Source organism: Streptomyces sp. NPDC085932 (assembly GCF_044540525.1).
GTDB lineage: Bacteria > Actinomycetota > Actinomycetes > Streptomycetales > Streptomycetaceae > Streptomyces > Streptomyces levis.
On the sequence record NZ_JBITSJ010000002.1, the window covers coordinates 725,407 to 750,253 of the forward strand.

The following is a 24,847-nucleotide window of genomic DNA, read 5'->3' on the forward strand; positions in this document are numbered from 1 at the left end:
GTTACTCGCCGGCGTGCGTGAGGAAGGCGGACCAGGCGGTGGGGGAGACGCGGAGTTCGGGGCCTTGCCGGTTCTTGGAGTCCCGGATGTGGATGGTGTCGGGGCAGGTGGCGACCTCCAGGCAGTCGCCGGAGCCACTGCTGCTGTAGCTCGACTTGATCCACGTCAGCTCACTGGTGCTCATAGGTCTCCTCGCAGGCGCTGCAACAGGCTCACGGAGTCTGAGAGGGAGAGAGCCTGTGCTCGCATCCTGGCATACCTCCTTTGCAGCACGCTGACTACTTTCCGGTCACTGATCAGCTGGCCGCTCTGCTGTCCTTCGAGGTAGGAGAACCAGTGGTTATCGGGGGTTTCCAGCAATTGGAGAGGGCCGTGCAGCCCGGCATGGGACTCCTGCCTCAACGGCATGATCTGGATCTCGACGTTGCGCAACTGCGCGACCCTCAGCACGTGGTCGATGAGGTCGCGCGTGACCTGGCTCCCGCCTGTGCGCCGTAAGAACACGTGCTCCTCGACGATGAAGCTGAACGCGGTGTTCGGACGCTCCTGCAGTAACTTTTGCCGCTCCGCTCGTGCTGTCCACTGAGCCTCAACCTGCTCGTCGCCCAGCGGGGGCAGCTCGTCGATGAACAGCTGGCGTGCGTAGGCCTCCGTTTGCAGGAGGCCCGGAACCATGCGGCACTCGTAGGTGTACAGGGTGATCGCCACCTGCTCCAGCTGAGCCCAACGTCGGAACCATGCCGCCAAACCTGGCTGCCGCTCCAGGCGTCCCGCTGCCTTCTGGAGGACACCTGCCATACCCAAGGCCTCCTCCGCGCGTGCCACGAATGTGGGATCCGGCATCCGCCTCCCCAGCTCCACCGAAGCCACCGTGTGTTTGGAGAACCGCACCAGTTCCCCGAACTCTTCCCGGCTCAGCCCGGCGTGTTCGCGCAAGCCCTGGACCACCGCCCCGAACGTCCGCAGACTGTCCGACGACTCCGGCTCGCCACCCGTGCCCATCCCCGCCATGCCATCGACCACTGTCGGTCACCTCCCCGGATCATGGTCACGGCCCGTCACCGGTACTGTCCAGTCCGTGACCGCGTACGCTGCCGCAGCGTACGCGGCTCCGGCCTGGCGGATCGCCATCCCCGCAGGTCACATTGGGCGCATGAAAGCGCCGATCATCCCCAGCATCGCCCGACCTCCGGTCACCGTACGTGTGTTCAAGCAGCGTCTCAGCTCCACTCCACGCGGTGCCCGACTCGCCCGCCGCCTCGCGCTGAGCGAGCTGCACTCCTGGGGCATCCCCTACGGCACGGACGTCTCCGACGCGGTCGGGGCGGTCGTGGCCGAGCTGGCGGCCAACGCCGTCACGCACGGCCGTGTGCCGGGGCGGGACTTCGCGCTGCGGCTGGAGCTCGCGCCGGGCCGAGTCCGCATCGAGGTGGCCGATTCCCGCAGCGGGCCGCCGCGTCCGCCCGCACCGGGTGCCGTGCGGACGCCCCGGGCCCTCGACGAGCACGGCCGCGGGTTCGTCCTCGTCGACGCGCTCGCGGACCGCTGGGAGGTGCTCGACCGCGAGCCGCCCGGCAAGACCGTGCGGGCGGAGGTCGACCTGCCGGAATGGATCGACGTCCCCGGCTCGAAATGACCCGCGGCGCCCCGGCGTTGGTGAGGGCATGACTGACAGAGCGACGCCCCGCATCCTGTCCGACGAAGCCCTGTCCGACCTGCTCGCCGCGCAGCGGTTCGGCACGCTCGCCACCGTCAAGCGCAGTGGCCACCCCCACCTGACCACCATGGCGTACAGCTGGGACGCCGAGTCCCGCACACTGCGGTTCTCGACCACGGCCGACCGCGTCAAGGTTACGCACCTGCGCCGCGAACCCCGCGCCGCCCTGCACGTGCAGGGCGGGGACGTCTGGTCGTTCGCCGTCGCCGAGGGGGAGGCGGAGGTCTCCGACGTCACGTCCGTCCCTGGCGACGCGGTCGGGCGGGAGCTGCTCGCCATGATCCCGGCGGACGCCGCGCCGCAGGACGAGGGCGCGTTCCTGCGGCAACTGGTCGACGAGCAGCGGGTTGTCATCCGGCTGCGGGTGGACCGGCTGTACGGGACGGCGCTCGACGTCGAGGGGTAGGGCACCTGCCCGGGGCGGGCGCCCGGTTGTTGCTGCGCGGACCATTGACGCGCAAGGGGTTCGATTCTACGGTCCGTTCGAACTTGCGAGCATCGTTCGAGATGTCGACCACTCGAACTCCCCCACCGCAAGGAGGAACACCGCATGAGCCGCATCCCCCTGCACAGGCGCACCGCCCTGCTCGCCCTCCCCGCCGCCGCCCTCCTGGCCCTGATCCCGGGCACGGCGTCCGCCTACCCCAACCCCGGCCGCGTCACGGGCGACATCGTCACCCACGACCCGTCGATGATCCGCACCTCGTCCGGCCAGTACCTGCTCTACGCCACCGGTGGCGGCATCGCCCACAAGACCAGCAGAGACCGCACCGCCTTCCGCAACGGCGCCGACGCCTTCACCAGCAGGCCGAGCTGGTGGCGGAACTACTCCTCCGTCCCCGAGGCCTGGGCGCCGGACATCTCCTACCAGGGCGGCAAGTACCTGATGTACTACTCCGTCTCGAAGTTCGGCTCGAACACCTCCGCCATCGGACTGGCGACCTCCACCACCGGCCAGCCGGGCAGCTGGACCGACCAGGGCACCGTCTACACCTCCAACTCCGCCAGCGACTTCAACGCCATCGACCCGAACCTCTTCGTGAACGACGACGGCACGTGGTGGCTGTCGTTCGGCAGTTGGTGGACCGGGATCAAGATGATCCGCATCAACCCCGCCACCGGGAAGCAGCTGGCCTCCCACACCACCCGGTACTCGCTTGCCTCCCGCCCCACCGGGACCAAGGCGGTCGAGGCGCCCTTCATCGTGAAGCGGGGCGGCTACTACTACCTCTTCGCCAGCTACGACACCTGCTGCGCCGGCACCGGCTCCACGTACAAGGTGAAGGTCGGCCGCGCCACCAGCGTCACCGGCCCCTACCGCGACAGGAACGGCGTCGACCTGATGAACAACGGTGGCACGCCCGTCCTCGAATCGCACGGCAGCGTCATCGGTCCCGGCGGCCAGTCGATCCTGAAGGACGCCGACGGCGACCTGATCGTCTACCACTACTACGACGGCAACGACAACGGCACGCCCAAGCTCGGCATCAACCTCCTGAACTGGAGCAGCGGATGGCCCGTCGCCTACTGACGCTGCTGGCGGCCCTGCTGCTGGCCCTGTCCGTCGGGCAGCCGCAGGCGAGCGCCGCCTCCTTCACCAACCCGGTCAAGTCCGTCAAGGGCGCCGACCCCTGGATCTCCTACCACGACGGCAACTACTACCTGGTGACGACCAGCTGGACCGACGTCATCACCATCCGCAAGTCCACCACCCTCGCCGGGCTCTCCACCGCCCCCAGCGTCCAGGTGTGGAAGGGCGACGCCGCCTCCCGCTGCTGCAACATCTGGGCGCCCGAGCTGCACTTCCTCAATGGCCGCTGGTACCTGTACTACGTCGCCGGACAGAACGTGTCCGACTACAACCCGACCCAGCGCAGCCACGTCCTGGAGAGCGCCGGCTCCGACCCCATGGGGCCGTACACCTACAAGGGGCAGCTCAGCAGCGTGTGGATGCTGGATCCGAGCGTGCTGAACGTGAACGGCCGGCTGTACATGCTGGGCAGCGCCATCACGGGCGGGACGCAGAACCTCGTCATCGCCCCCATGTCCAACCCGTACACCGTCAGCGGCTCCTACTCGACCATCTCGACTCCGACGTACGCCTGGGAACGGCAGGGCGGCACGGTCAACGAGGGTGCCGAGGTGCTCCAGCGGGGCGGCCGCACCTTCCTGATCTACTCCGCCAGCGGCTGCTGGACCCCCGACTACAAGCTCGGGCAGCTGGAGCTGACCGGCCCCGACCCGCTGGCCGCGTCGTCCTGGACGAAGAAGTCCACGCCCGTCTTCCAGCGCAGCGACGCGGGCGGGGTGTACGGGCCCGGCCACAACGGCTTCTTCACCTCACCCGACGGCCGCGAGAACTGGATCGTCTACCACGCCAACGACTCGGCCTCCGAGGGCTGCGACAACGGCCGGACGACCCGCGCGCAGAAGTTCACCTGGAACGCCGACGGGACACCGAACTTCGGCACACCGGTGCGGCTGGGGGCTTCCCTCCCCGGGCCCTCCGGGGAGCCGTCCGGCGCCTCCGCCACCTACACGGTCACCAACCGCAACAGCGGCAAGTGCCTTGACGTGGCGGGCGGTTCGTCGGCCGACGGCGCCAACGTCGCGCAGTACACCTGCAACGGCAACGCCAACCAGCGCTGGCGCCTGGAGGACCTCGGCGACGACACCCACCGCCTGGTGAACGTCGCCACCGGCAAGGTCCTCGACACCGCCGACTGCTCCGCCGCCGACGGCGCCGACCTGCGGCAGTGGTCGTGGCTGAACAACACCTGCCAGCGGTTCCGCTTCGTGGCCACGGACGGCGGCTTCGTCCGCATCACCAACCAGGCGACGGGCAAGGTCGCCGACGTGGCGAACTGCGGGACGGCGGACGGGGCGGACGTACGCCAGTGGGCATGGCTGAACAACGCGTGCCAGCAGTGGAAGCTGACGGCCGTGTAGCGCCGCCCTGGGGGGCGGGGAACCCCGCGACCAGCCACGACGGCTCCGCCCCCGGAACTACCCCGCCTGGCCCATCCCCGCCGCGTTCGGCCAGCTCTGCGCGGCGGGCCAGCCCGTGGCCGGCGCGGGCGTCAGGCCGTTCGTGCCCCGTACCTGCGCGGCCGTCAGGCCACCACGGGCCGGAACACCGGGCGGCGTGGGCCCGGTGAAGGGCGCGGCCACCGGCTGGGGTGCCGGCTGCGGTACCTGGGGCTGGGGCACCTGCGGCTGGGGCATCTGCGGGACCGGCTGCGGTTGCGGCTGCGGCATCTGTGCCGCGGCCGGCATCGGCATCCCGCCGCCCACACCCGCCGGCACGGCGGACGCGGCGGCGGGGAGCGGCATGCCGATGCCGGCGGCCGGAGCGGGGACGGGGGCAGGCACAGGGGTGGGCATCGGCGCGGCGGGCGCCGGTGCGGGGGCGAGACCCGGGCCACCGGGACCGGCGCTCGCGGCGGCCGGAACCGCGGCCGGAACGGGGGCAGGGACCGCCGCCGGTCCGGGTCCGCCCGGCGCGGCCAGAGCCTGCGCCGCCAGCCCCCGCGTTCCCGCCCCGTTCGTCTCGCTCACCAGCCGGTCCACGGCCGCCGTACCCGAGCTGTAGCTGGTCCCGTTGCCCAGCTCGGGTACGGCGGCTCCCCTCCTGGACGTCCCGTAGAGCACCTGTTCCAGGCCGGACACCAGGCGACGCACGTCCACCTGGGGGCGCACCACGAGACGCAGGAAGCGGCTGGACGAACCGATCTTGTTGCCGCACTCGCGGACCAGGATCCGGTGCTCGGTGAGCATGCGGTCCCGGACCACGGTGCCCTCGGCGCCCACGGGCAGGCGCACGAAGAGGAAGTTGCCCTGGGACGGGTAGACCGTCAGGCCGGGCAGCGCGGAGAGCTGGCTCGCCATGTCCAGGCGGTCCCGGCGCACCTGTTGCAGGCTCTGCGCGTACTCGGGGCCGTGCTCCTTGAGCATGAAGACGACGTGCTCGGCGAAGGAGTTGAGGTTCCACTTGGGCAGCATGGAACGGATGCGGCCCGCGAGCGCCGGGTTGGCGACGAGGTAGCCGAAGCGGATGCCGTGCAGGCCGAAGTTCTTGCCGAGACTGCGCAGCACGACGACGTTGGGCCGGAGCATCGCCTCCTGCACGACGGAGGGTTCGGCCTCGGCGTCGGCGAACTCCAGGAACGACTCGTCGATGACGACCAGGTCGAGATCGGCCATGGCGTCCATGAACTGCACGACGGCGTGCTTGTGCAGGAAGCCGCCGTCGGGGTTGTTCGGGTTGCAGATCACGGCGACCCGGGTGCCGCGGGCGCGGATGAACTCGGCGTACTGGGCGAGGTCGAGGGCGAAGCCGCTGGACTCCTGGAGCGGGAACATGTCGACCCGCTTGCCGGTCTCCATGGGCTGGTCGGTCCAGCGGCCGAACGTGGGGACGGGGACGGCGAGGGACTCACGGACCAGCAGATGGTCGATCCAGGTGATCAGCTCGGTCGAGCCGTTGCCCATGGCGACGCACTGCGGCGGCAGCTGGAGCAGGCTGCACAGCTCGGCCGTGATCGTGTCGGCGCTGCTCGGGTAGTAGGTGATGATGTCGCGCAGCTTGCCCGCCATGTCCTCGAACATGGCCGGGGTGGGGAAGTAGGGGTTGCAGGGGATACAGAAGTCCACGGGGCCGGCCCCTTCGCCGCCCTCGCGTGTCAGAGCCGCCATCGACGGGCTGTGTGCCGCGGTACTGCGGAACAGCGACGTGACGTTGTCGGCCATGAAACCTCCGTAGGGGGCGGGCCCGTGGGGGACGGCCGGACCCGACGTTCAAGGGCGGCCCGCGCGGGGGAGCGCGGGCCGCCCTTACATACGGAGACCCGGGTGACGCCGTTCAACCACTGAGGCTTCCCTCAGGAAGACGTGTGCCACCGGTGCAGACGGCTGAGACGACCGCAGGTGCCGGTCAGCGGCCGAACGTGTGGATCGTCGTCGTCCGGTACGTCTGCCCGGGCCGCAGCACCGTCGACGGGAACGACGGCTTGTTCGGCGAGTCCGGGAAGTGCTGTGTCTCCAGGCACAGCGCGTCGCCCTGCCGGTAGGTGCGGCCGGACGGGCCGGTGAGCGTGCCGTCGAGGAAGTTGCCGGAGTAGAACTGCAGGCCCGGCTCGTTCGTGGAGATCTTCATCGTGCGGCCGGAGGACGGGTCGCGCAGGGTGGCCACGTGCTCGGGCCGGGCGGTGATGCCCTTGTCCAGGACCCAGTTGTGGTCGAAGCCCTTGGCGGTGACCAGCTGCGGGTGGGAGACGCGGATGTCCCGGCCGATCGGCTTGGCCCTGCGGAAGTCGAACGGGGTGCCCGCGACCTTGGCCAGCTCGCCCGTGGGGATCAGGCCCGCGTCGGTGGGCGTGTAGCGGGAGGCGGCGATCGACAGCTCGTGGTCCTCGATGGTGCCGCTGCCCTCGCCGGCCAGGTTCCAGTACACGTGGCTGGTGAGGTTGACGACGGTGGCCTTGTCGGTGGTGGCCTCGTAGTCGATGCGCCAGTCGCCGTGCCTGGTGAGGGTGTACGTCACCTTCGTCTTGAGCGTGCCCGGGTAGCCCATCTCCCCGTCGACGCTCGTGTAGTACAGGTACAGGCCGACGTCGGAGCCCTTCACGAACGGCTCGACGTCCCAGACGCGCTTGTCGAAGCCCTTGGCGCCGCCGTGCAGGCTCTGCTCGCCGTCGTTGACGGAGAGCTGGTAGTTCTTGCCGTCGAGCGTGAACTTGCCCTGGCCGATGCGGTTTCCGTACCGGCCGATCAGGGCGCCGAAGTACGGGCTGCTGGCGACGTAGTCCTCTATGTTGTCGAAGCCCGCGGAGACGTTGGCGTAGCGGCCGCGGCGATCGGGGATCTCCAGGGACTGCACGATGCCGCCGTAGGAGAGGACCTTCAGGCGGGTGCCGCCGTTCTCCAGGGACCAGAGGTGCACCTTCGTGCCGTCGGCGAGCTTGCCGAAGAGCGTCTTCACCGGCTTCCTGCCTCCCGTGGCGTGCGCCGTGCCGCCGAGCGTGGTGGCGGCCATGCCCGCCGCCGCCGCTCCCGCGATGACCGTGCGTCTGTTCAGTTCCATGTGTGCGGCTCCCGTATGAGGAGAGGGCCCCGCCGTGGTGGCGGGGCCCTGATGGACTTACGAACCGACCTTGCGCTTGTTCCACACGTCGAACCCGACCGCCGCCAGGAGCACCAGGCCCTTGATGACCTGCTGCCAGTCGGTGCCGATGCCGACGAGGTTCATACCGTTGTTCAGCACGCCCAGGACCAGGCCGCCGATGATCGCGCCGAGGACGGTGCCGACACCGCCGCTCATCGACGCGCCGCCGATGAACGAGGCCGCGATCGCCTCCAGCTCGAAGTTGAGGCCGGCCTTGGGAGAGGCCGCGTTGAAGCGGGCGGCGAAGACCAGACCCGCCAGGGCCGCGAGCATGCCCATGTTCAGGAAGACCAGGAAGGTGACCTTCTTGTCCTTCACACCCGACAGCTTGGCCGCCGGGAGGTTGCCACCGATCGCGTAGATGTGGCGGCCGATGATCGCGTTGCGCATCACGTAGCCGAAGCCGACGAGCAGCACGCCCAGGATGAGCAGCACGATCGGGGCGCCCTTGTAGCTGGCCAGCAGCAGCGTCAGCGTCAGGATGGCCGCGCCGATCGCGACCAGCTTCAGCAGGAACAGCTTGGCGGGCGGGACGTCGAGCGCGAACTCCTGCTGCCGCTTGCGGTCACGGACCTCCTGGAAGATCACGAAGGCGATCATCGCGAAGCCCAGCAGCAGCGTGAGGTTGTGGTAGTTGGTGTTCGGGCCGACCTCGGGCAGGAAGCCGTTGGCGACCTTCTGCAGTCCGTCCGGGAACGGGCCGAGGGTCTGGCCCTCCAGGAAGATCTCCGTCAGACCGCGGAAGATCAGCATGCCCGCCAGGGTCACGATGAACGACGGTATGCCGCCGTAGGCGATGAAGAACCCCTGGACCGCGCCCGCGACCGCGCCCACGGCGAGGCACAGCACCACCGCGAGCGGCCACGGCATGTCCTGTTTGACCATGAACACGGCGGCCATCGAGCCGACGAACGCCGTCAGCGAGCCGACCGACAGGTCGATGTGGCCCGCGATGATGACCAGCATCATGCCGATCGCCAGGATCAGGATGTAGCTGTTCTGCAGCACCAGGTTGGAGACGTTGCGCGGCAGCAGCAGGTCGCCGTCGGTCCACACGGCGAACAGCACCACGATCAGGCCCAGCGCGATCAGCATGCCGTACTGCCGCATGTTGCGGCGCATGCCGTCCAGCACCAGGGCCAGCAGGCCGTCGCCCGCGGCTCCTCCGCTCCTGCCCGGCGGCGCGGGGGCCGGGCTCTTGGCGGTCACGTCCGTGCTCATCGGGATACCTCTTTGTCCTTCGTCATCTGACGCATCAGCGATTCCTGGGAGGCCTCGGCCCGCGAGAACTCACCCGTCAGCCGCCCCGCGGCCATCGTGTAGATGCGGTCGCACATGCCGAGCAGTTCGGGCAGCTCGGAGGAGATGAAGACGACCGCCTTGCCCTGGGCGGCCAGCTGGTCGATGACCGTGTAGATCTCGTACTTGGCCCCGACGTCGATACCGCGGGTCGGCTCGTCCAGGATCAGCACGTCCGGACCCGAGAAGATCCACTTGCTGAGGACGACCTTCTGCTGGTTGCCGCCGGACAGCTTGCCCACCGGCTCGAAGACGGTCGGCGCCTTGATGTTCATGGACTTGCGGAAGCCCTCGGCGACCTGCCGCTCCTCGTGCTCGTCGACCACACCGCGCTTGGCGACCTTGCCCAGGGCGCTCAGCGAGATGTTCCGGTTGATGGTGTCGATGAGGTTGAGGCCGTAGTGCTTGCGGTCCTCGGTGACGTACGCGATGCCGTGCTTGACCGCCTCCGGGACGGACTTCGTACGGATCTCCGTACCGTCCTTCAGGACCGTGCCGCCCGCGTACCGGCCGTAGGTGCGCCCGAAGACGCTCATCGCCAGTTCGGTGCGGCCGGCGCCCATCAGGCCCGCGATGCCGACGATCTCACCGCGGCGCACCTGGAGGGACACGTCGTCGACGACCTTGCGCTGCTGGTCGATCGGGTGGTGCACGGTCCAGTTGCGGATCTCCAGGGCGGGTGCGGCGCCCTCCTCGGGCTCGTGCGGCGTCCGCTCCGGGAAGCGGTGCTCCAGGTCGCGGCCGACCATGCCGCTGATGATCCGGTCCTCGGTGGTCTCCGGCGCCTTCACGTCGAGGGTCTCGATGGTCTGGCCGTCGCGGAGGATCGTCACCGAGTCGGCGACCTTGCGGATCTCGTTGAGCTTGTGGGAGATGATGATCGAGGTGATGCCCTGCTTCTTCAACTCCAGGATGAGATCCAGGAGTTTGCCGCTGTCCTCGTCGTTCAGGGCGGCGGTCGGCTCGTCCAGGATGAGCAGCTTCACCTTCTTGGACAGCGCCTTGGCGATCTCCACGAGCTGCTGCTTGCCCACGCCGATGTCGGCGACGCGGGTGTCCGGGTGGTCGGACAGACCGACCCGGCGCAGCAGTTCCGTGGCGTGCCGCAGGGTCTCGGTCCAGCTGATGATGCCCCGCGTGGCGTGCTCGTTGCCGAGGAAGATGTTCTCCGCGAGCGAGAGGTAGGGCACCAGGGCCAGCTCCTGGTGGATGATCACGATGCCGCGCTCTTCGCTGGCCCGGATGTCCTTGAACTGGCAGACCTCTCCCTCGAAGAGGATGTCGCCCTCGTACGTGCCGTGCGGGTGGACGCCGGAGAGGACCTTCATCAGGGTCGACTTGCCGGCGCCGTTCTCCCCGCAGATGGCGTGGACCTCGCCCTGCCGGACGGTCAGCGTGACGTCCGACAGCGCCTTGACGCCGGGAAAGGTCTTGACGATCGAGCGCATTTCCAGGACGGGTCCCGCCATGGTCGTGCCTTCCAATCAGTGGTGAATCGTCGGTGGGTGGCGGGGCTTACTTGAGGTCGCTCTCCTTGAGGTAGCCGGAGTCGACGAGCTCCTTCTGGTAGTTGCCCTTGTCGACGGCGACCGGCTCCAGCAGGTAGGCCGGGACGACCTTCGCGCCGTTGTCGTAGGTCTTGGTGTCGTTGACCTCGGGCTTCTTCTTGTTGAGCAGCGCGTCGACCATGTTCGAGGACACCTTGGCGAGCTTGCGGAGGTCCTTGTAGACGGTCATCGACTGCTGGTCGGCGATGATCGACTTCACCGAGGCGACCTCGGCGTCCTGGCCCGTGACGACCGGCAGCGGCTTGCTCTTGGAGCCGTAGTCGTCGGACTTCAGGGCCGACAGGATGCCGATGGAGATGCCGTCGTAGGGGGAGAGGACGGCGTCGACGCGCTGGCTCTTGTAGGCCGAGGTCAGGATGTCGTCCATGCGCTTCTGGGCGGTGCCGCCGTCCCAGCGCAGGGTGGTGACCTGGTTGAGCTCGGTCTGGCCGGAGCGGACGACGAGCTGCTTCTTGTCGATGTAGGGCTGCAGGACCTTCATCGCGCCGCCGAAGAAGTAGCGGGTGTTGTTGTCGTCGTTGGAGCCGGCGAACAGCTCGATGTTGAAGGGGCCCTTCTTGCTGCCGTCCTTCAGGCCGAGCTTCTCGACGATGTAGGTGCCCTGGAGCTCGCCGACCTTCTCGTTGTCGAACGACGCGTAGTAGTCGACGTTCTGCGACCCGAGCATCAGGCGGTCGTAGGAGATGACCGGGATGTTCGCGTCCTTGGCCTGCTGGAGCACGTTGTTCATCGACTTGTTGTCGATGGCGGCGATGATCAGCGCCTTGACGCCCTGCGTGATCAGGTTCTCGACCTGCGAGACCTGCTGGTCGGGGTCGTCCTCGCCGTAGACCAGCTTGGTCTTGTAGCCCTTGGACTCCAGTTCCGTGACGACGTTCTTGCCGTCGGCGATCCAGCGCTCGGAGGACTTGGTCGGCATCGCGATGCCGATGGTGGCGCCCTTGGCGCTGTCCCCGCTCTCCTCGCTGCCGCCCTCGCTGTTCTGCCCGCAGGCGGTCAGGGTCAGGGCGAGGGACGCGGCTCCGGCTATGGCGGCGAAGGCGGCTCTGCGGTTACGCATGATCATCATCCTTGATCTGTGTGCAGGGCTCGGTCTGGGAGGCGCGAAAGTCGCTCCGGGTGGTCGTGCCGGAAAGACCGAGAAGAGATGTGTGGGATTGTGGTCGGCTGTGTCGTCTTTTGTAAGACGAGTTTCCGGAACGTTATGACGAGATTTCGAACCGTTGCAGATCACCCGGCAGCCGTGAGCCCAGCGGCGCCATGTCGCCGTCGGCCCCGTGGCGGGCCAGGAGGTCCAGGGCGAGCCGGCCGCGCCGCACGCGTTCCTTGGCGGTGGCCAGGGTCAGCTCGCGCATGTGGTGCCCGTAGGGGTAGATCCCGGGCGCCTTCGACAGGCCGAACTTCAGGTAGAGCGGTGCGCCGCGCCGGATCAGCTCGGCGACCTCGTACATCCGGACGTAGCCGCCGAGATCGTCGGGGGCCTCGATGTACATGTCCATGGGGGCGGCGGACACCCGGCGGATCTCGGTGAGGTGATCGAGCGTCAGGTCGCTCGGGACGTTCACCGAGTCGGCGCCGAGGCGCTCGTGGACGGCGTACGCCGCCGGGTTGACGGGGCCGATCAGCGCGCTCACCTTGAGCGTGGTGTCGGCCGGGAGAATGCCGGACATGCGGGCCCGGTGCAGCGTCCACAGCACGCCCTCGTCGGCGACGAGCAGGCACTTGACGCCCAACTCCGTGGCCCGGACGGCGTCTTCGACGCATCCGGCGACGGCGTCGTGGCCGCGGGCGCGCAGTCCGGCACCCCGCGAGTCGGTGCGCGTGGACCCGCCGATGTCCCACGTGCCGCGCGGGCCGGTGAACAGGCAGAGCTCGATGTCGCGTTCGGCCGTCGCCTCCACCATCTCGGTGATCTCGGCGTCGGTCAGCATCCACACACCGCTGCCCTGGCTGATCCGGTGGATCGGCACGTCCAGCCGCGAGGCCTCCTTCAGCACCACGGCCAGCGCCTCGGGACCCTCGCACGAGGGGATCTCCGTGCGCCAGCGGCCGCCGCCGGGGAAGGAGTGCGGCGACGCGTCGGCGGGGTCGAGGGCGGGCGCGTTCAGGCCCAGCGCGGTGAGCGCCTGCTCACCGGGCCTGCGGGCGGCCGGGGCGGAAGCGTCGGTCACAGGAATGTCCTTCGGTTCGATATTTCGGACGAGGTTCGCGGCTCTGGGTACGGCACGGCTGGGTGTACGCCGGTACGGGGGCCGTCAGGTCGCCCCCGTACCGGCGTACGGCTACGGGCGGAGCAGCACCTTGCCCACCTTCGGATCGCCGGCGCCCACCAGCTCGATGGCCTGCGGGAACTCGGCGAGCGGCAGCTCGTGCGTCACCAGCGGCAGCGGGTCGAGCAGCCCGGCGGCGAACACCCGCACGGTGTGCGCCCAGGCGTCCGGCGGAGCGCCGAAGACGGTGTGCACCTCCAGCTGCCGTACGACCAGGTCGGTCGGGTCGAGGCCCTCGGCGCCCGGGGCCGGGATGCCCGTCAGGACCAGCCGGCCCCCGCGCCTGAGCAGTGCGGCGGAGAGCCGGGCGGCGTCCGCGGACCCGGCCGTCTCGATCACCACGTCGACGTCGTCCGGGAGCTGCTGGTCCTTGGTCCGGAAGTCCGTCGCGCCGTACTGCCGCGCCAGCGCCTCACGGTCCCGGCGGGTGCCGACGACCAGCAACTCCGCGGGCGAGTTCGCCCTCAGGAACTGCACGGCGAACATGCCGAGCGTGCCCGTGCCGACCACGGCGACCCTCTCGCCGGGCCGCGCGTTCGCCTTCAGCGCGGCGGCCGCGATGCACGCGGCGGGCTCCAGCAGCGCCGCGGCCGTGAGGTCGCAGCCGTCCGGCAGTACGTGCAGCAGACGGGCCGGGAGGGTCAGGGTGGCCGCCATCGCGCCCGGCTGGGTGAACCCGGTCTCCTCGTACCCGGCCGCGCACAGGGTCGTGTCGCCCGCGTGGCAGCGGTCGCAGACCTGGCAGTTGCGGAAGCCCTCACCGACGACCTTCCGGCCGACCAGGGAGGCGGGGACGTCCGCGCCCACGGCCTCCACCGTCCCGGACCACTCGTGGCCCGGGGTGAGCGGATAGCGCACATAGCCCTCGGGGCGGTTGCCCTGGTACACCTCGCGGTCGCTGCCACAGATGCCGGAGGCGTGCACGCGCACCAGGGCCTCGCCGGCCCCGGGCAGCCGGGGCTCGTGCGGGACGAGACGGTGCTCGCCCGGGGCGTCGATCACAACCGCGGTGCTCACGTGGCTCCTCCGGTTTTCGAAGGTTTCGGTGGCCGGTTCCGGGTTTCCGGGGGTCGCACGGTCACTGGGTGCCCTTGGGCTTGCGCTGCTCCCAGCCCTCCGCCCAGAGGTCGAAGCGGGCCTGCTGCTGCGGGAACTCGGCGGCGGCGTCCACGTCCAGCTCCACACCGAGGCCCGGGGCGTCGGAGAGGTGGAAGCAGCCGTCCTCCGGGTTCACCTGCGGGGCGCCCTTGACCACCTTCTTGATCTCCGCGTCCGCGAAGTCGTTGAAGTGCTCCAGGATCTTGAAGTTCGGGGAGGTGAACCCGACCTGGAGGGAGGCGGCGGTCAGCACCGAGCCGCCCACGTTGTGCGGGGCGACCAGCATGTAGTGGGTCTCGGCGGTCGCGGCGAGCTTCCGGGTCTCCCAGATTCCACCGATGTGGCCGACGTCCGGCTGGATGATGTCGACGGCCTGGTTCTCGAACAGCTCCCGGAACTCGATCCGGTCGTGGATGCGCTCGCCGGTGGCGACCGGCATGTCGACCTTCGCGGCGACCTTCTCCAGCGCCTTGAGGTTCTCCGGCGGGACCGGCTCCTCCAGCCACGCCGGGTTGAACGGCGCCAGCTCCCTGGCCAGGCGCACGGCCGTGGCCGGGGAGAAGCGGCCGTGCATCTCCAGCATCAGCTCGGCCTCGGGGCCGATGGCGTCCCGGACCGCCTCGATCAGGGAGACCGCGTACAGGGTGTCCTTGTGGTCCAGCTCGAAGTGGCCGGTGCCGAAGGGGTCGATCTTCAGTGCACGGTAGCCGCGCTCCATGACGCCCTGAGCGGCCTTGTGGTAGGCCTCCGGCGTCCGCTCGGTGGTGTACCAGCCGTTGGCGTACGCCTTGACCTTGTCGGTGACCTTGCCGCCCAGCAGCTGCCAGACGGGGACGCCCAGGGCCTTGCCCTTGATGTCCCAGCAGGCCATCTCGATCACGGCGATACCGGACATCACGATCTCGCCCGCACGGCCGTAGTCGCCGTACTTCATGCGCTTGACGAGGTCCTCGACAGCGAACGGGTCGGAGCCGAGAATGTGGTTGGCCTCAGCCTCTCTCAGGTAACCGAGCAGGGCGTCGGTGTGTCCCAGCATCCGGGTCTCGCCGACTCCGGTGATGCCCTCGTCGGTGTGCACCTGGACGTACGTCAGGTTGCGCCACGGCGTCCCGACCACGTGTGTGCTGATTCCGGTGATGCGCACGGCGGTTGTCCCTCGCAGGTTCGTCGGCTCGGTTTCACGTCAGTGTTCCGTCTGTGCGCCGTAACGTCACGTTCGATATTTCGGCACACGTTCGAAATGCTGGCGTGACAGTAAGGACCGGGCGGCGGGGGTGTCAATGGGTCGCGCGCATAACGGTTTCGACAGTTTCGAAACCACGAGCGGGGTGTGTCCCTACAGAACCTTCACAGCTGGATCTAGGAACGTGACCGGCGCGGAACTTAATCTTCCCGCGTCATGGACTACTGCGACCCGTGCCGACGGCACCTCAACGGCGCGCTGGCCTGCCCCGGATGCGGCACTTCAGCGGAATCGCTGCGTCGGCGCGAGCCGGGGCACGGCGTGTACGACGACGGCGCCGGCCCCGGCGCCGACGGCCCTGCGGACGACACCGCCGACGGGGCCGATCCCGGCGTCCATGCCGACGACGAGGGCGACGGTGAGCTCTCGGGGCGTGCCGCGCGCCGACGCGGGCGAGGGCGCGGACAGGGTCCGGCCGGTGACGGCCCGGGCGGGTCGAGCCGACGCGACCGCAAGGCCGCGGCGCACCGCCGGCGGCGGCGCCGGACCCTGTTCATCGCGGCCGGATTCGTGCTGGCGGCGGGCGGGCTGAGCCTGGCCGAACTGGGCATGGACGCGCAGAAGCCGGCGCCGAAGCCCGCGGCAGCCGGCGGGGAGTCGGCGGACGGCGAGGCGGTGGAGGTCGAGGCGGGGGAGCCGGGGGCCGGTCCCGGTGGGGACGGCGTACCTGAGGACTCGTCAGCGAGCCCCTCTCCCACGGCATCCGACTCCTCGTCGCCCTCCGCTTCCCCGACGGACGAGAAGTCGAAGACGCCGGACGGGGACGAGACGTCGAAGGACCCGGCATCGGCCCCGGCGGGCACGTCCCCCAGCCGCCCGCCCACGGCCCCGACGGCCACGGCACCGGCCCCGGCGCCGACCCCGACCTCGGGCCCGACGACCCGCCCACCGGACCCGGAACCGTCCCCGTCGGAGACGTGCGACCGGTTCCTGTGGTGGTGCACGTAGCACCTGACGGTGGGCGAGGGGCCGGGGCCGCGCAGGGGCGTGTCCGTCCTCGGAACGGCGCGATGGACCTCTTCACCGACTGACGGGCGTCGGCACGCCGACCGCTGCGGGCGGCCCCCCCGACACGGCCCCTTCCGCGCGTCGGCGAGGAGGGGTCCGCTCAGCTGCGGGCATGCGTGCCGCCAGGGGCGGCACGGGTGGTCGCAGCGGTATCCCGCCGTGCCGGGTTGCGCACCCACCCGCCCCCGGTGCCGACGCCGAGCACCTCGGGATGCCGGGTGGCGCACCGGGCCAGTCTCAGCCCAGCATCCCCCGCAGTGCGTCCCGCAGAGCGAGCCGCTCCTCCTCCGACAACCCCGCCAACGGCTCCCGCGCGAACCGCAGTGACTCCCGCAGGCTCCGCGCCACCCGCCGCCCCTCCTCCGTCGCCGCGGCCACCTTCACCCGCCGGTCCCCGGGATCCGGCTGCCGCTCCACCAGCCCCCGAGCCTCCAGCCGGTCGACGATCCCGGTCACGTTCGACGGCTCGCACTTCAGCCGCTGCGCCAGCCTCCGCATCGGCAGCGGCTCCAGGCACAGCAGGCTCAGCAGCCGGGCCTGCGCCCCCGTCAGCGCGTGCTCCGCCGCCGCCGACTCGTAGTCCTCGTGGAACCGCGCCACGACCTCGCCGATGAGCTCCACGACTTCGAGCGTCAGCGGATCGGGACGGCGGTTCGTCATGCCCTGGGAGGTCGGTGTGGTGGAGGCCATGCCATCGAGGGTACCCGGTTGTTTGACAACCTGAAATATTCAGGAGCATGGTTGTTTCAGGTGGTGAAACATCTGCCGGAAGCAACCGCCCGAGTCCGAAGGAAAGGCGCACCATGACCGACACGCCCACCCTCCCCGCCGTCAGCCGCGAGTGGCACCTGCTCAGCCGCCCCGTCGGCTGGCCGAAGCCCGAGGACTTCGCCCTGGTCGAGGCGGAGGTCCCGCAGCCCGGTGAGGGCCAGGTCCTCGTCCGGAACGCGTACCTCTCCGTGGACCCGTACATGCGCGGCCGGATGAGCGCGGCGAAGTCCTACGTCGCCCCGTTCGAGCTGGGCAAGGTCATGCAGGGCGGTGCCGTCGGCGAGGTGGTCGCCTCCAACGCCGAGGGGATCTCCGTCGGCGACCACGTGCTGCACTTCCTCGGCTGGCGCGAGTACGCCGTCGTGGCCGCGAAGAACGCCGTGAAGGTGGACCCGCAGGCCGCGCCGCTCTCGGCGTACCTGGGTGTGCTGGGCATGACCGGCCTCACCGCCTACGCGGGCCTGCTGCGCACCGCCTCCTTCAAGGAGGGCGACTCCGTCTTCGTCTCCGGCGCCGCCGGTGCCGTGGGCGGCCAGGTCGGGCAGATCGCCAGGCTCAAGGGCGCCTCGCGGGTCGTCGGATCCGCCGGCTCGGACGAGAAGGTGAAGCTCCTCGTGGAGGAGTACGGCTTCGACGCCGCCTTCAACTACAAGGACGGCCCCGTGAGCGAGCAGCTGCGCGCCGCCGCCCCCGACGGCATCGACGTCTACTTCGACAACGTGGGCGGCGATCACCTGGAGGCCGCCATCGGCTCCCTCAACCAGGGCGGCCGGATCGCGGTCTGCGGCATGATCTCCGTCTACAACAACACCGAGCCCGCCCCGGGCCCGAGGAACCTCGCCCGCCTCATCCAGACCCGCGGCCGCATCGAGGGCTTCCTGGTCGGCGACCACTACGACCTGCAGCCGCAGTTCGTGCAGGAGGTCGCCCCCTGGGTCGCCTCGGGTGAGCTGAAGTACCGCGAGACGGTCGTCGAGGGCATCGAGAACAACCTGGAGGCGTTCCTCGGGGTCCTGCGCGGCGACAACACCGGGAAGATGATCGTCAAGCTCTGACGGCTCCCGCCGCCCTTTGCTGCACTTCCGGCATGCGGTAACTTCTTTCCGAATCCGTCCGGCCCGGGCGCGAGCCGCGGCGGACGACCGAAGGAACACAACCGCATGCCGATCCAGCAGTCCGACGTCCTGTACACCGCCGTGGCCACCGCCGAGAACGGGCGCGACGGGCGGGTGGCCACCGACGACGGCAAGCTCGACGTCGTCGTCAACCCGCCGAAGGAGATGGGCGGGAGCGGCGCCGGCACCAACCCGGAGCAGCTCTTCGCCGCCGGGTACAGCGCCTGCTTCCAGGGCGCGCTCGGTGTCGTCGCCCGTCAGGAGGGTGCCGACCTCACCGGTTCGACCGTGACCGCGAAGGTCGGCCTCGGCAGGAACGGGGAGGGGTTCGGGATCATCGTCGAGATAGCGGCCGACCTCCCCGGGGTCGACCGGGGCACCGCCCGCTCGCTGATCGAGAAGGCGCACGAGGTCTGCCCGTACTCGAAGGCGACGCGCGGGAACATCACCGTGACGCTGGTCTGACGACCTCGTTGCCCGTGCGGAGGCCGCACCCCCGGACGTGGGGTGCGGCCTCCGCCCGTGCCCGGCTCAGGCGGCGAGAGCGGCCCGGTGGACCGCCCGCGCCAGCCGGTCGTTCTCCGGTGCCGCCCCGCCCGGGAAGGCGAACCGGCGGCGCGTGTAGCCGTACGCCAGGCCGCTCCAGGGGTCCGCGAAGGCCTGGGAACCGCTCGCGCCGCTGTGCCCGATCGTCCCGGCGCCGAGAAACGGGTGCCACGTGTCAGCGGTCGTCTGGAAACCCAGTCCGAACGACTTGTGGGCCCGGGCCACCAGGTCGTAGCCGACCGAGTGGAACTGGCCGAACTCCGCCACCGTGTCCGGCTTGAGCAGCGGCGCCCGGTCGCCCACCTCGCTGATCGCCGCCGCGTACATCCCGGCCAGGCCGCGCGCGGACGCCACTCCGCCCACCGACGCCGGGCCCTTGGCGCGCACCAGCGGCATGTTGGGCAGCGAGGCCAGGTCGGCCGGCTCCGCCGCGTTGCCGTTGAAGGCGATCGAGGCGAGCGTGTGCGGGCCCGTCGGCACGGCGTCCAGCAGGGCCTGCTGCCGCGGTGTCGGGGCCATCGGCTGCGTGGTGCGGAAGCGGGGCTCCAGCGGAGCGGGCAGGCCCAGGTGGAAGTCCAGGGCGTAGGGCGTCCGGATCCGCTCCTGGTAGACCTCCTGGAGCGTGCGGCCCGTGGCCCGGCGCACCACCTCGCCGACCAGGGCGCCGCTGACCAGCGCGTGGTAGCCGAACGCCGTGCCGGGACGCCAGAACGGCCGCTGGTCCGCGAGGCGTTCGGCGAGCTGGCGGTCGTCCGCCAGCTCCGCGAGCGTGAAGCCGGTGTCCGTGCCGACCACGCCCGCCCGGTGCGCGAGCAGATCGCGCAGGGTCAGCGCCCCCTTGCCCTCGGCCGCGAACTCCGGCCAGTAGTACGTCACCTTGCGGTCCAGTTCGAGCGTGCCGTCCTGGACGAGGAGCGCCACGACCAGGTACGCGGCGCCCTTGGTCGAGGAGAAGACGCCGTAGAGGGCGTCCGCTTCGGTACCCGCCCACAGGTCGACGACCTTGCGCCCGTGGACGTAGGCGCACAGCTGGCCCTCGTAGTCGGGCCGTTCCCCGGCCACGAACGCGGCGAACTCCTCGCGTACGTCCTCGAAGCCGTCCGCCACGGTGCCGTGGATCTCCTGCGTCATCCGCTCTCCTCAACCGAACCGCTGTGTGCCACTGTGATCAATGCCCTCGCCACCTGGGCGAATTCCCCCTTGGGGTGCCCCCGGAAGAGTGGTTCCGTGCCGAACAGGACCGTCCGGTCACCGCTGACGACCGCGGCCCGTCCGGCCGCCACGGCCGGGCCGCCGGAGCCGTCACGCAGCGGCCGCCAGTGGCCGGAGACCAGCGGGTTCCCGGACGCGTACGCCTGCTCGACGCGCACCCCGGCGCCCAGGCCGGTGAACCACAGCGGGGCGTAGACGAAGGTGTGGTCCGGTGCGCCCCGGGTCAGCGGGCCCGGGTTGGTCACCCGCACCACGCCGTTCGCGTCTCCGTTGCCCGCCACCGGCGTGACGTTCAGCCGGCCCGCCGCCGCGTTCAGGGCCGCACCCGTCGCGCCCCGGCCGACCAGACCGTGACCGTCCAGGAAGGCGTCCAGGGCGCCGCGTGCGGTCTCCGTCAGCCGGGCGCGGTCCAGGCCCGCGGAGACGAACAGCACGTCCGTGCCGGACCAGTCGAAGCCCGCGTTCAGCACGGCCGTCGACACCGGTGTGACGTCGAAGCCCATCTCCCGCAGGGCGAACAGCTCACCCGGCGTGACGGCGGCGGCGACACGCGGGCGGTGCACCGGGGTGGTGCCGGTGAGCCGGGTGGCCACGAAGGAGACGTCGTGCGTCCGCGCGGCGGTGAGCGCCGCGCGGCGGGCCGAGGCGGGGACGATCGCGCTGCCGTCCGGAGCCTCGCGCACGGTGACGCCGCTGCCGAGGAGGGAGTTGAGAGCCGCGATCTCGCGCGGGTCGCCCAGACGCAGGCGGAGGTTGCCGTGCGCGGGCACCCGGGCGACCGGGGCCGCCTCGGTGACCGGGCGCAGGGGCGCGCCCCGCAGGCTGCCCGAGGTCACCGGCTCGACCGTGGCGCCCCACAGCCGGCCCAGGCTCCAGCCGGAGATGTCGTACATCACCGACACCTTGTCGCTGATGTCCCGGCCGTCGGCCAGCAGCGCGTTCGCCATGCCGCGCTTGGGCTGGTGCATGTCGACGACGTACGAGCCGGCCGGGTACGTGCGTCCGGCGAGGCGGAAGGCGCGGGTGGCCCGGGTGACGCGGACGTCGTTGGCGAGGAGGTGGTCGACCAGCCGCGCGGCGGCCGGGGCGGAGCGCTGGGCACGGGAGGCGCCGGGCGGGATGACGTACGCGCGCGGGAAGGCGGTCGTGTAGACGTCCTCCGGGCCGATGCCGGGCACGCCGGGGACCGACCGCGGGGACACCGGCACCTGTGGGGCGCCGGCCGCACCGCGGCGGAACACCTCGATCTGGTCGGCGATCAGCGTCGCGCGCCGCTGACGGACGTGGTCCAGGGTCGCGCGGACGGCCGCGCCCGCCACGGCCGTGTTGACCGCCGCGCGGCGGCGCAGCTCCGCCACGGGCAGTTCGTCGTACTCCTCGTTGTTCACCGCCAGCGGGATCTCCACGGTGTGGGCGGCGACCGTGCCGTGGAAGGCCGCGTACTGCGGGGTGAAGATCGGCGGCCAGTCGTCCCAGCCCTCCTCCTGGTCGCGGAAGGGGATCTGGGCCGGTTCCACGCCGTCCTTCGCGGGCGTGTAGCCGAGCGCGTTGACGGCGGACTCCATGCCGAGGGCGTTGGCGTAGGTGTTCTTCAGGAAGAGGTCGTACTCGTAGTTCTCGCCGTGCGGGGGAGTGGTCGGCTCGATGAGGGTGCCGTTGACGTAACCGTGCAGGTCGAGCAGGACGGCCGGCTGGGTGTCGAGCTGGATCCGCCGCATGGCGCGGGTCTCGGGCTGGGAGGCGGTGACGAAGTCGCGGTTGAGGTCGAAGCCGCCCGCGTTGGCGCGGGTGCCGGCCACGCGGCCGTCCGGGTTGGCCGTGATGTTGAAGTACAGGCGGCTGTGCGCGAGCAGGTCCCTCGTGCTGGCGTCCCGCGCGGTCGCGAGCTCCTCGATGACCTTCAGCGAGGCGTCCGTGCCCTCCCACTCGTTGCCGTGGATGTTGCTGTTGACGAAGACCGGCGTCTTGTAGGAGCGCTTGATCTCGGGGGACCTGGCGGCCGTGGCGGGCGCGTGCTCGATGAGTTCGCGCATCCGCTCCTGGGCGCGGGCCTCGCGGGCGGTCTCCGGGGCGGTGACGGTGACCAGGTAGAGACGGTGGCCCCCGGCCGAGCGGCCCGCCACCTCCACGCTCACCCGGTCGCCGAGGCGCTGCAGGGCGTTCAGCCTCGGGGCGATCCCGTGGTACGGGACGAGCCCCAGCCTCAGGGACTTGTCGCCGGGGTTCTCCGGGTCCGGGGAGAGCACCTGGCGGCGGGGGTAGCCCCGGGCGTCCTTCGCAGCGGAGGTCTCGGTCGATGGCCTCTCGGGCGCGGTCAGGGCCCGCAGCGTCGCGCTCTCGGGAGCCCGGGCCGCCCGGTCGTCGACGGGGGCGCCCTCGCGGGTGACGGGCTCGGGGGCGGCGCCCGCGGTGCCGGGGGCGAGCAGCAGCGAACCCGCCGTGGCGAGGGCGAGTGTGACGATCAGCGCAGGTCTCGCAGGAACGGTTCTCGTGGTGCGCACGCGTACCTCCTGTGGGGCTTCCTGAGATCGGTACGGCGAGGTGTACCGGTTCGACTCAACGGCAACAAGGGCGCGTTGGTGTCCCCCGCGCCCCGGACGGCCTCGCCGGCGTGGGCCGTGCCGGCCCGGGCGGCCTGTGACAGCGGTGTGACCGGAGCGCGTCAAGGGCGCGACACGGTCCCGGATAGGGTCGTCCCATGCGCGATCTGGGGACGGGATTCCGGTACTTGCTCAAGGGCCAGCGATGGGTGGCCCGGCACGGCAGGCAGTACGGCTTCGGGCTGCTCCCGGGCCTGATCACCCTGGTGCTGTACGCGGGGGTGCTCGTCGCGCTGGGCGTGTGGGGCGAGGACGCCGTCGCCTGGTCGACGCCCTTCGCCGACGACTGGCCGGGCCCGTGGCCCGGGCTCTTCCGCGGTTTCCTGACCGCCGTGCTGTTCGCCCTCGCCGTGCTCCTCGCCGTCGTGACGTTCACCGCGGTGACGCTGCTGATCGGGCAGCCCTTCTACGAGAACCTCTCCGAGAAGGTCGACCGGGACGTGTCCCCGGACGGGCACGCCCCCGAGTCGGGGCTGCCGCTCTGGCGGGAGCTGTGGATCTCCGCCCGTGACAGCCTGCGGATCGTCGTGCGGGCCGCGCTGTGGGGTGTGCTGCTGTTCGCCTGCGGCTTCATCCCGGTCGTCGGGCAGACGGCCGTGCCGGTGATCGGGTTCTTCGTCACCGGGTTCTTCCTCACCGAGGAACTGACCTCCGTCGCCCTCCAGCGCCGTGGGGTCGAACTGCGCACCCGCCTCAGGCTGCTGCGCTCCCGCAGGACCCTGGTCTGGGGCTTCGGCACGCCCCTGGCCGTGTCCTTCCTGGTGCCGTTCGTCGCGGTGTTCCTGATGCCGGGCGCGGTGGCCGGCGCCACCCTCATGGCGCGGGAGCTGCTGGGCGAGGAGATCCGGGAGAGCGACGAGGGTGGCGGCCAGGCGGTCAAGGCGCTTCGGTAGCCGCTTCCGTGGCCACCTTCAGGATGGTCCTCACCTGCGCGATGATGTCCAGCCGGTTGCGCACGAACTCCGGGTCGGTGACCTCGGTGGTGTTCCCGGCGCCGAACTGCAGTACCGGCGTGTGCACGTGCCCGCCCGGCAGGACATCGTGCAGGCCCAGCCGGTCGCGCAGCAGCGTCGCCCGGTAGGCGATCTCGTTGGACAGGTAGTCCCCGCCGCCGCCCGCGCGCGCGGTCGAGCCGGGGGTCGGCCCCTCGGGGCGCACGACGGGCTGGGTGCCGCCCGCCGGGATCTCGGTCACGCTCGTGTTGTCGTACACGGGGAAGCGGCCGGTGGAGGCGGCGACGATCGCCGCGTACGGCAGCGTGGTCGTGGTCCACTGGGGCTGCGAGGCCGGGTCCGTGACCGGGACGGTCTCGGTGCGGCCGACGTTCTCGTTGTCCCCGAAGCCGCCCCGCCAGGCCCCGTTCGTCCGCTCGATGTCGAACCGCCCGACGCGGCCCTGGCTCACGGTCGTGAACAGGTCGACCTTCTTCAGGTGGGGCCGCAGGGCCCGCTCCACGGTGCCCTCCGTGAAGTCCCGCCAGCGCACCGGGAACACGGCCGTCTCGATCCGGGCCGGCCCGTCCGCGGTCTCGACGACCGTGCCGTCGAGGGCGAGCGCGGTGGCGCCGGACGGGTTGGAGATACGGATGTCCCGGTCCAGGGTGAACGGGTCGAAGCCGGTGAGCAGGATCCGCTTCAGGCCCTTGCCGTGCGGATAGGCGATGGCCGTCTGACCGCGCGAGGTGCGCTCCAGTTCGTCCAGCAGCGCGCTCCGCTGCGCGTCGATCAGCGCGAACTCGGGCTGCCAGGTGCGCACTTCGCGGGTCATGCCGAGCCGCGCCCAGTACAGCGGCCGGTCGTCGTCCCGGCTCAGGTCGCCGCCCGCGGGGCCGCGCCCCTGCGCCCGGTCCACGGCCCGCCGCCACAGCTGTGCCCCCTCGCGGGAGACGGCCCGGCGCGCCTCCCCGTAGGTGCGGGCCGTGTCGAGCGCCCGGGCCAGGCGCGGGGCCACGGCGTCGAAGCCGGAGCGGCGCAGGATCTCCTGCGGGGCGGCCCGGTCGAGCCGCTGCTCCTCGACGGTGGGGGCGGGGGCCGCCTCGGCGGCGCTCGCGGAAGGGGGAACGGTGAGGCCGGTCAGCAGGGCGAGGCCGAGGACGCCGAGGCGAACGCGTATGGAGTTCAAGGGGGTTGAGCCCTTCCGTCACGGTGGGGGAAGCGTGGTGCCGGACGGCGGAAGTATCGCGTGACGACAGTGGTCCACGCCATGGGGCTCGGCCGGTGATCCGCGCCGCCGTCTGC

22 protein-coding genes are annotated in these 24,847 nt (G+C 70.8%); 8 read left to right on the top strand and 14 right to left on the bottom strand.

Annotated elements, in window-relative coordinates; genetic code table 11:
- Nucleotide 1: 1 nt before the first annotated feature.
- On the bottom strand, nt 2–184 hold the full coding sequence (locus ACIGAQ_RS12425; RefSeq protein WP_362274389.1) for a DUF397 domain-containing protein: 183 nt from the start codon (nt 182–184) through the stop codon (nt 2–4).
- Entirely contained in the window at nt 181–1,023 is an 843-nt protein-coding gene (locus ACIGAQ_RS12430; RefSeq protein ID WP_399781865.1) for a Scr1 family TA system antitoxin-like transcriptional regulator, read from the bottom strand. Before ACIGAQ_RS12430 ends, ACIGAQ_RS12425 begins: the two co-directional genes overlap by 4 nt.
- Before the next feature lie 130 nt (nt 1,024–1,153).
- Between ACIGAQ_RS12430 and ACIGAQ_RS12435 the strand changes: the two genes are divergently transcribed.
- From ACIGAQ_RS12435 to ACIGAQ_RS12450, 4 genes are all read left to right on the top strand, one after another.
- Nucleotides 1,154–1,636: an ATP-binding protein gene (locus ACIGAQ_RS12435; protein ID WP_399781868.1), complete on the top strand. Its 483-nt coding sequence runs from the start codon at nt 1,154–1,156 to the stop codon at nt 1,634–1,636.
- 28 nt (nt 1,637–1,664) lie between these two features.
- Entirely contained in the window at nt 1,665–2,123 is a 459-nt protein-coding gene (locus ACIGAQ_RS12440; protein WP_399781871.1) for a pyridoxamine 5'-phosphate oxidase family protein, read from the top strand.
- Nucleotides 2,124–2,267: 144 nt separating this feature from the next.
- Nucleotides 2,268–3,248 (top strand): arabinan endo-1,5-alpha-L-arabinosidase, encoded by a 981-nt coding sequence (locus tag ACIGAQ_RS12445; protein ID WP_399781874.1) that lies wholly within the window; start codon nt 2,268–2,270, stop codon nt 3,246–3,248.
- Entirely contained in the window at nt 3,230–4,666 is a 1,437-nt protein-coding gene (locus ACIGAQ_RS12450; RefSeq protein ID WP_399781877.1) for a family 43 glycosylhydrolase, read from the top strand. Before ACIGAQ_RS12445 ends, ACIGAQ_RS12450 begins: the two co-directional genes overlap by 19 nt.
- A gap of 57 nt (nt 4,667–4,723) precedes the next feature.
- Here the strand turns inward: ACIGAQ_RS12450 and ACIGAQ_RS12455 are convergent, their stop codons facing one another.
- From ACIGAQ_RS12455 to ACIGAQ_RS12490, 8 genes are all read right to left on the bottom strand, one after another.
- Complete coding sequence (locus tag ACIGAQ_RS12455) at nt 4,724–6,466, bottom strand: pyridoxal phosphate-dependent aminotransferase (RefSeq protein WP_399781880.1); 1,743 nt, start codon at nt 6,464–6,466, stop codon at nt 4,724–4,726.
- A gap of 184 nt (nt 6,467–6,650) precedes the next feature.
- Entirely contained in the window at nt 6,651–7,799 is a 1,149-nt protein-coding gene (locus ACIGAQ_RS12460; protein ID WP_399781883.1) for an aldose epimerase family protein, read from the bottom strand.
- A 57-nt stretch (nt 7,800–7,856) separates the two neighbouring features.
- The gene (gene mmsB / locus ACIGAQ_RS12465) at nt 7,857–9,101 is read right to left on the bottom strand and encodes a multiple monosaccharide ABC transporter permease (RefSeq protein WP_311685077.1); all 1,245 of its coding nucleotides are present in this window, start codon (nt 9,099–9,101) and stop codon (nt 7,857–7,859) included.
- Nucleotides 9,098–10,648, bottom strand: a complete 1,551-nt coding sequence (gene mmsA / locus ACIGAQ_RS12470; RefSeq protein WP_311685076.1) for a multiple monosaccharide ABC transporter ATP-binding protein — start codon at nt 10,646–10,648, stop codon at nt 9,098–9,100. The genes mmsB and mmsA overlap by 4 nt, the downstream gene beginning before the upstream one ends.
- A gap of 46 nt (nt 10,649–10,694) precedes the next feature.
- Complete coding sequence (chvE, locus tag ACIGAQ_RS12475) at nt 10,695–11,807, bottom strand: multiple monosaccharide ABC transporter substrate-binding protein (RefSeq protein ID WP_399781887.1); 1,113 nt, start codon at nt 11,805–11,807, stop codon at nt 10,695–10,697.
- A gap of 142 nt (nt 11,808–11,949) precedes the next feature.
- Complete coding sequence (locus ACIGAQ_RS12480) at nt 11,950–12,918, bottom strand: hypothetical protein (protein WP_311685074.1); 969 nt, start codon at nt 12,916–12,918, stop codon at nt 11,950–11,952.
- Nucleotides 12,919–13,029: 111 nt separating this feature from the next.
- Nucleotides 13,030–14,034, bottom strand: a complete 1,005-nt coding sequence (locus ACIGAQ_RS12485) for a zinc-binding dehydrogenase (RefSeq protein ID WP_399781892.1) — start codon at nt 14,032–14,034, stop codon at nt 13,030–13,032.
- Between the two features lie 61 nt (nt 14,035–14,095).
- Nucleotides 14,096–15,259, bottom strand: a complete 1,164-nt coding sequence (locus ACIGAQ_RS12490; RefSeq protein ID WP_311685072.1) for a mandelate racemase/muconate lactonizing enzyme family protein — start codon at nt 15,257–15,259, stop codon at nt 14,096–14,098.
- A 255-nt stretch (nt 15,260–15,514) separates the two neighbouring features.
- Between ACIGAQ_RS12490 and ACIGAQ_RS12495 the strand changes: the two genes are divergently transcribed.
- Nucleotides 15,515–16,306: a hypothetical protein gene (locus ACIGAQ_RS12495; protein WP_399781895.1), complete on the top strand. Its 792-nt coding sequence runs from the start codon at nt 15,515–15,517 to the stop codon at nt 16,304–16,306.
- Between the two features lie 297 nt (nt 16,307–16,603).
- Here the strand turns inward: ACIGAQ_RS12495 and ACIGAQ_RS12500 are convergent, their stop codons facing one another.
- Nucleotides 16,604–17,056: a MarR family transcriptional regulator gene (locus ACIGAQ_RS12500; RefSeq protein WP_311685070.1), complete on the bottom strand. Its 453-nt coding sequence runs from the start codon at nt 17,054–17,056 to the stop codon at nt 16,604–16,606.
- A gap of 113 nt (nt 17,057–17,169) precedes the next feature.
- Between ACIGAQ_RS12500 and ACIGAQ_RS12505 the strand changes: the two genes are divergently transcribed.
- Together ACIGAQ_RS12505 and ACIGAQ_RS12510 are read left to right on the top strand one after the other, a co-directional pair.
- Nucleotides 17,170–18,192, top strand: coding sequence for an NADP-dependent oxidoreductase (locus ACIGAQ_RS12505; protein WP_362274360.1), 1,023 nt, complete (start codon nt 17,170–17,172; stop codon nt 18,190–18,192).
- A gap of 105 nt (nt 18,193–18,297) precedes the next feature.
- A complete protein-coding gene (locus ACIGAQ_RS12510) occupies nt 18,298–18,717 on the top strand; it encodes an organic hydroperoxide resistance protein (RefSeq protein WP_311685068.1) in 420 nt (139 codons plus the stop codon).
- A gap of 66 nt (nt 18,718–18,783) precedes the next feature.
- On the opposite strand, the gene ACIGAQ_RS12515 is transcribed toward ACIGAQ_RS12510, so the two are convergent.
- Both ACIGAQ_RS12515 and ACIGAQ_RS12520 read right to left on the bottom strand, forming a co-directional pair.
- Complete coding sequence (locus ACIGAQ_RS12515) at nt 18,784–19,929, bottom strand: serine hydrolase domain-containing protein (protein ID WP_311685066.1); 1,146 nt, start codon at nt 19,927–19,929, stop codon at nt 18,784–18,786.
- Entirely contained in the window at nt 19,926–22,511 is a 2,586-nt protein-coding gene (locus ACIGAQ_RS12520) for a M14 family zinc carboxypeptidase (protein WP_399781901.1), read from the bottom strand. The genes ACIGAQ_RS12515 and ACIGAQ_RS12520 overlap by 4 nt, the downstream gene beginning before the upstream one ends.
- A 197-nt stretch (nt 22,512–22,708) precedes the next feature.
- Here ACIGAQ_RS12520 and ACIGAQ_RS12525 point away from each other — a divergent pair, with 197 nt between their 5' ends.
- Entirely contained in the window at nt 22,709–23,503 is a 795-nt protein-coding gene (locus ACIGAQ_RS12525; RefSeq protein WP_399781904.1) for an EI24 domain-containing protein, read from the top strand.
- On the opposite strand, the gene ACIGAQ_RS12530 is transcribed toward ACIGAQ_RS12525, so the two are convergent.
- Nucleotides 23,487–24,731 (bottom strand): pyroglutamyl peptidase, encoded by a 1,245-nt coding sequence (locus ACIGAQ_RS12530; RefSeq protein WP_399781907.1) that lies wholly within the window; start codon nt 24,729–24,731, stop codon nt 23,487–23,489. The genes ACIGAQ_RS12525 and ACIGAQ_RS12530 overlap by 17 nt on opposite strands.
- Nucleotides 24,732–24,847 lie beyond the last annotated feature (116 nt).

What these genes read in the sequence shown, in the direction of transcription:
- chvE (WP_399781887.1), bottom strand. Translation starts at nt 11,807, where the DNA reads ATGCGTAACCGCAGAGCCGCCTTCGCCGCCATAGCCGGAGCCGCGTCC.
- ACIGAQ_RS12515 (WP_311685066.1), bottom strand. Translation starts at nt 19,929, where the DNA reads ATGACGCAGGAGATCCACGGCACCGTGGCGGACGGCTTCGAGGACGTA.
- ACIGAQ_RS12525 (WP_399781904.1), top strand. Translation starts at nt 22,709, where the DNA reads ATGCGCGATCTGGGGACGGGATTCCGGTACTTGCTCAAGGGCCAGCGA.
- ACIGAQ_RS12510 (WP_311685068.1), top strand. Translation starts at nt 18,298, where the DNA reads ATGCCGATCCAGCAGTCCGACGTCCTGTACACCGCCGTGGCCACCGCC.
- ACIGAQ_RS12425 (WP_362274389.1), bottom strand. Translation starts at nt 184, where the DNA reads ATGAGCACCAGTGAGCTGACGTGGATCAAGTCGAGCTACAGCAGCAGT.
- ACIGAQ_RS12460 (WP_399781883.1), bottom strand. Translation starts at nt 7,799, where the DNA reads ATGGAACTGAACAGACGCACGGTCATCGCGGGAGCGGCGGCGGCGGGC.
- ACIGAQ_RS12450 (WP_399781877.1), top strand. Translation starts at nt 3,230, where the DNA reads ATGGCCCGTCGCCTACTGACGCTGCTGGCGGCCCTGCTGCTGGCCCTG.
- ACIGAQ_RS12440 (WP_399781871.1), top strand. Translation starts at nt 1,665, where the DNA reads ATGACTGACAGAGCGACGCCCCGCATCCTGTCCGACGAAGCCCTGTCC.
- ACIGAQ_RS12505 (WP_362274360.1), top strand. Translation starts at nt 17,170, where the DNA reads ATGACCGACACGCCCACCCTCCCCGCCGTCAGCCGCGAGTGGCACCTG.
- ACIGAQ_RS12445 (WP_399781874.1), top strand. Translation starts at nt 2,268, where the DNA reads ATGAGCCGCATCCCCCTGCACAGGCGCACCGCCCTGCTCGCCCTCCCC.
- ACIGAQ_RS12455 (WP_399781880.1), bottom strand. Translation starts at nt 6,466, where the DNA reads ATGGCCGACAACGTCACGTCGCTGTTCCGCAGTACCGCGGCACACAGC.
- mmsA (WP_311685076.1), bottom strand. Translation starts at nt 10,648, where the DNA reads ATGGCGGGACCCGTCCTGGAAATGCGCTCGATCGTCAAGACCTTTCCC.
- ACIGAQ_RS12500 (WP_311685070.1), bottom strand. Translation starts at nt 17,056, where the DNA reads ATGGCCTCCACCACACCGACCTCCCAGGGCATGACGAACCGCCGTCCC.
- ACIGAQ_RS12435 (WP_399781868.1), top strand. Translation starts at nt 1,154, where the DNA reads ATGAAAGCGCCGATCATCCCCAGCATCGCCCGACCTCCGGTCACCGTA.
- ACIGAQ_RS12495 (WP_399781895.1), top strand. Translation starts at nt 15,515, where the DNA reads ATGGACTACTGCGACCCGTGCCGACGGCACCTCAACGGCGCGCTGGCC.
- mmsB (WP_311685077.1), bottom strand. Translation starts at nt 9,101, where the DNA reads ATGAGCACGGACGTGACCGCCAAGAGCCCGGCCCCCGCGCCGCCGGGC.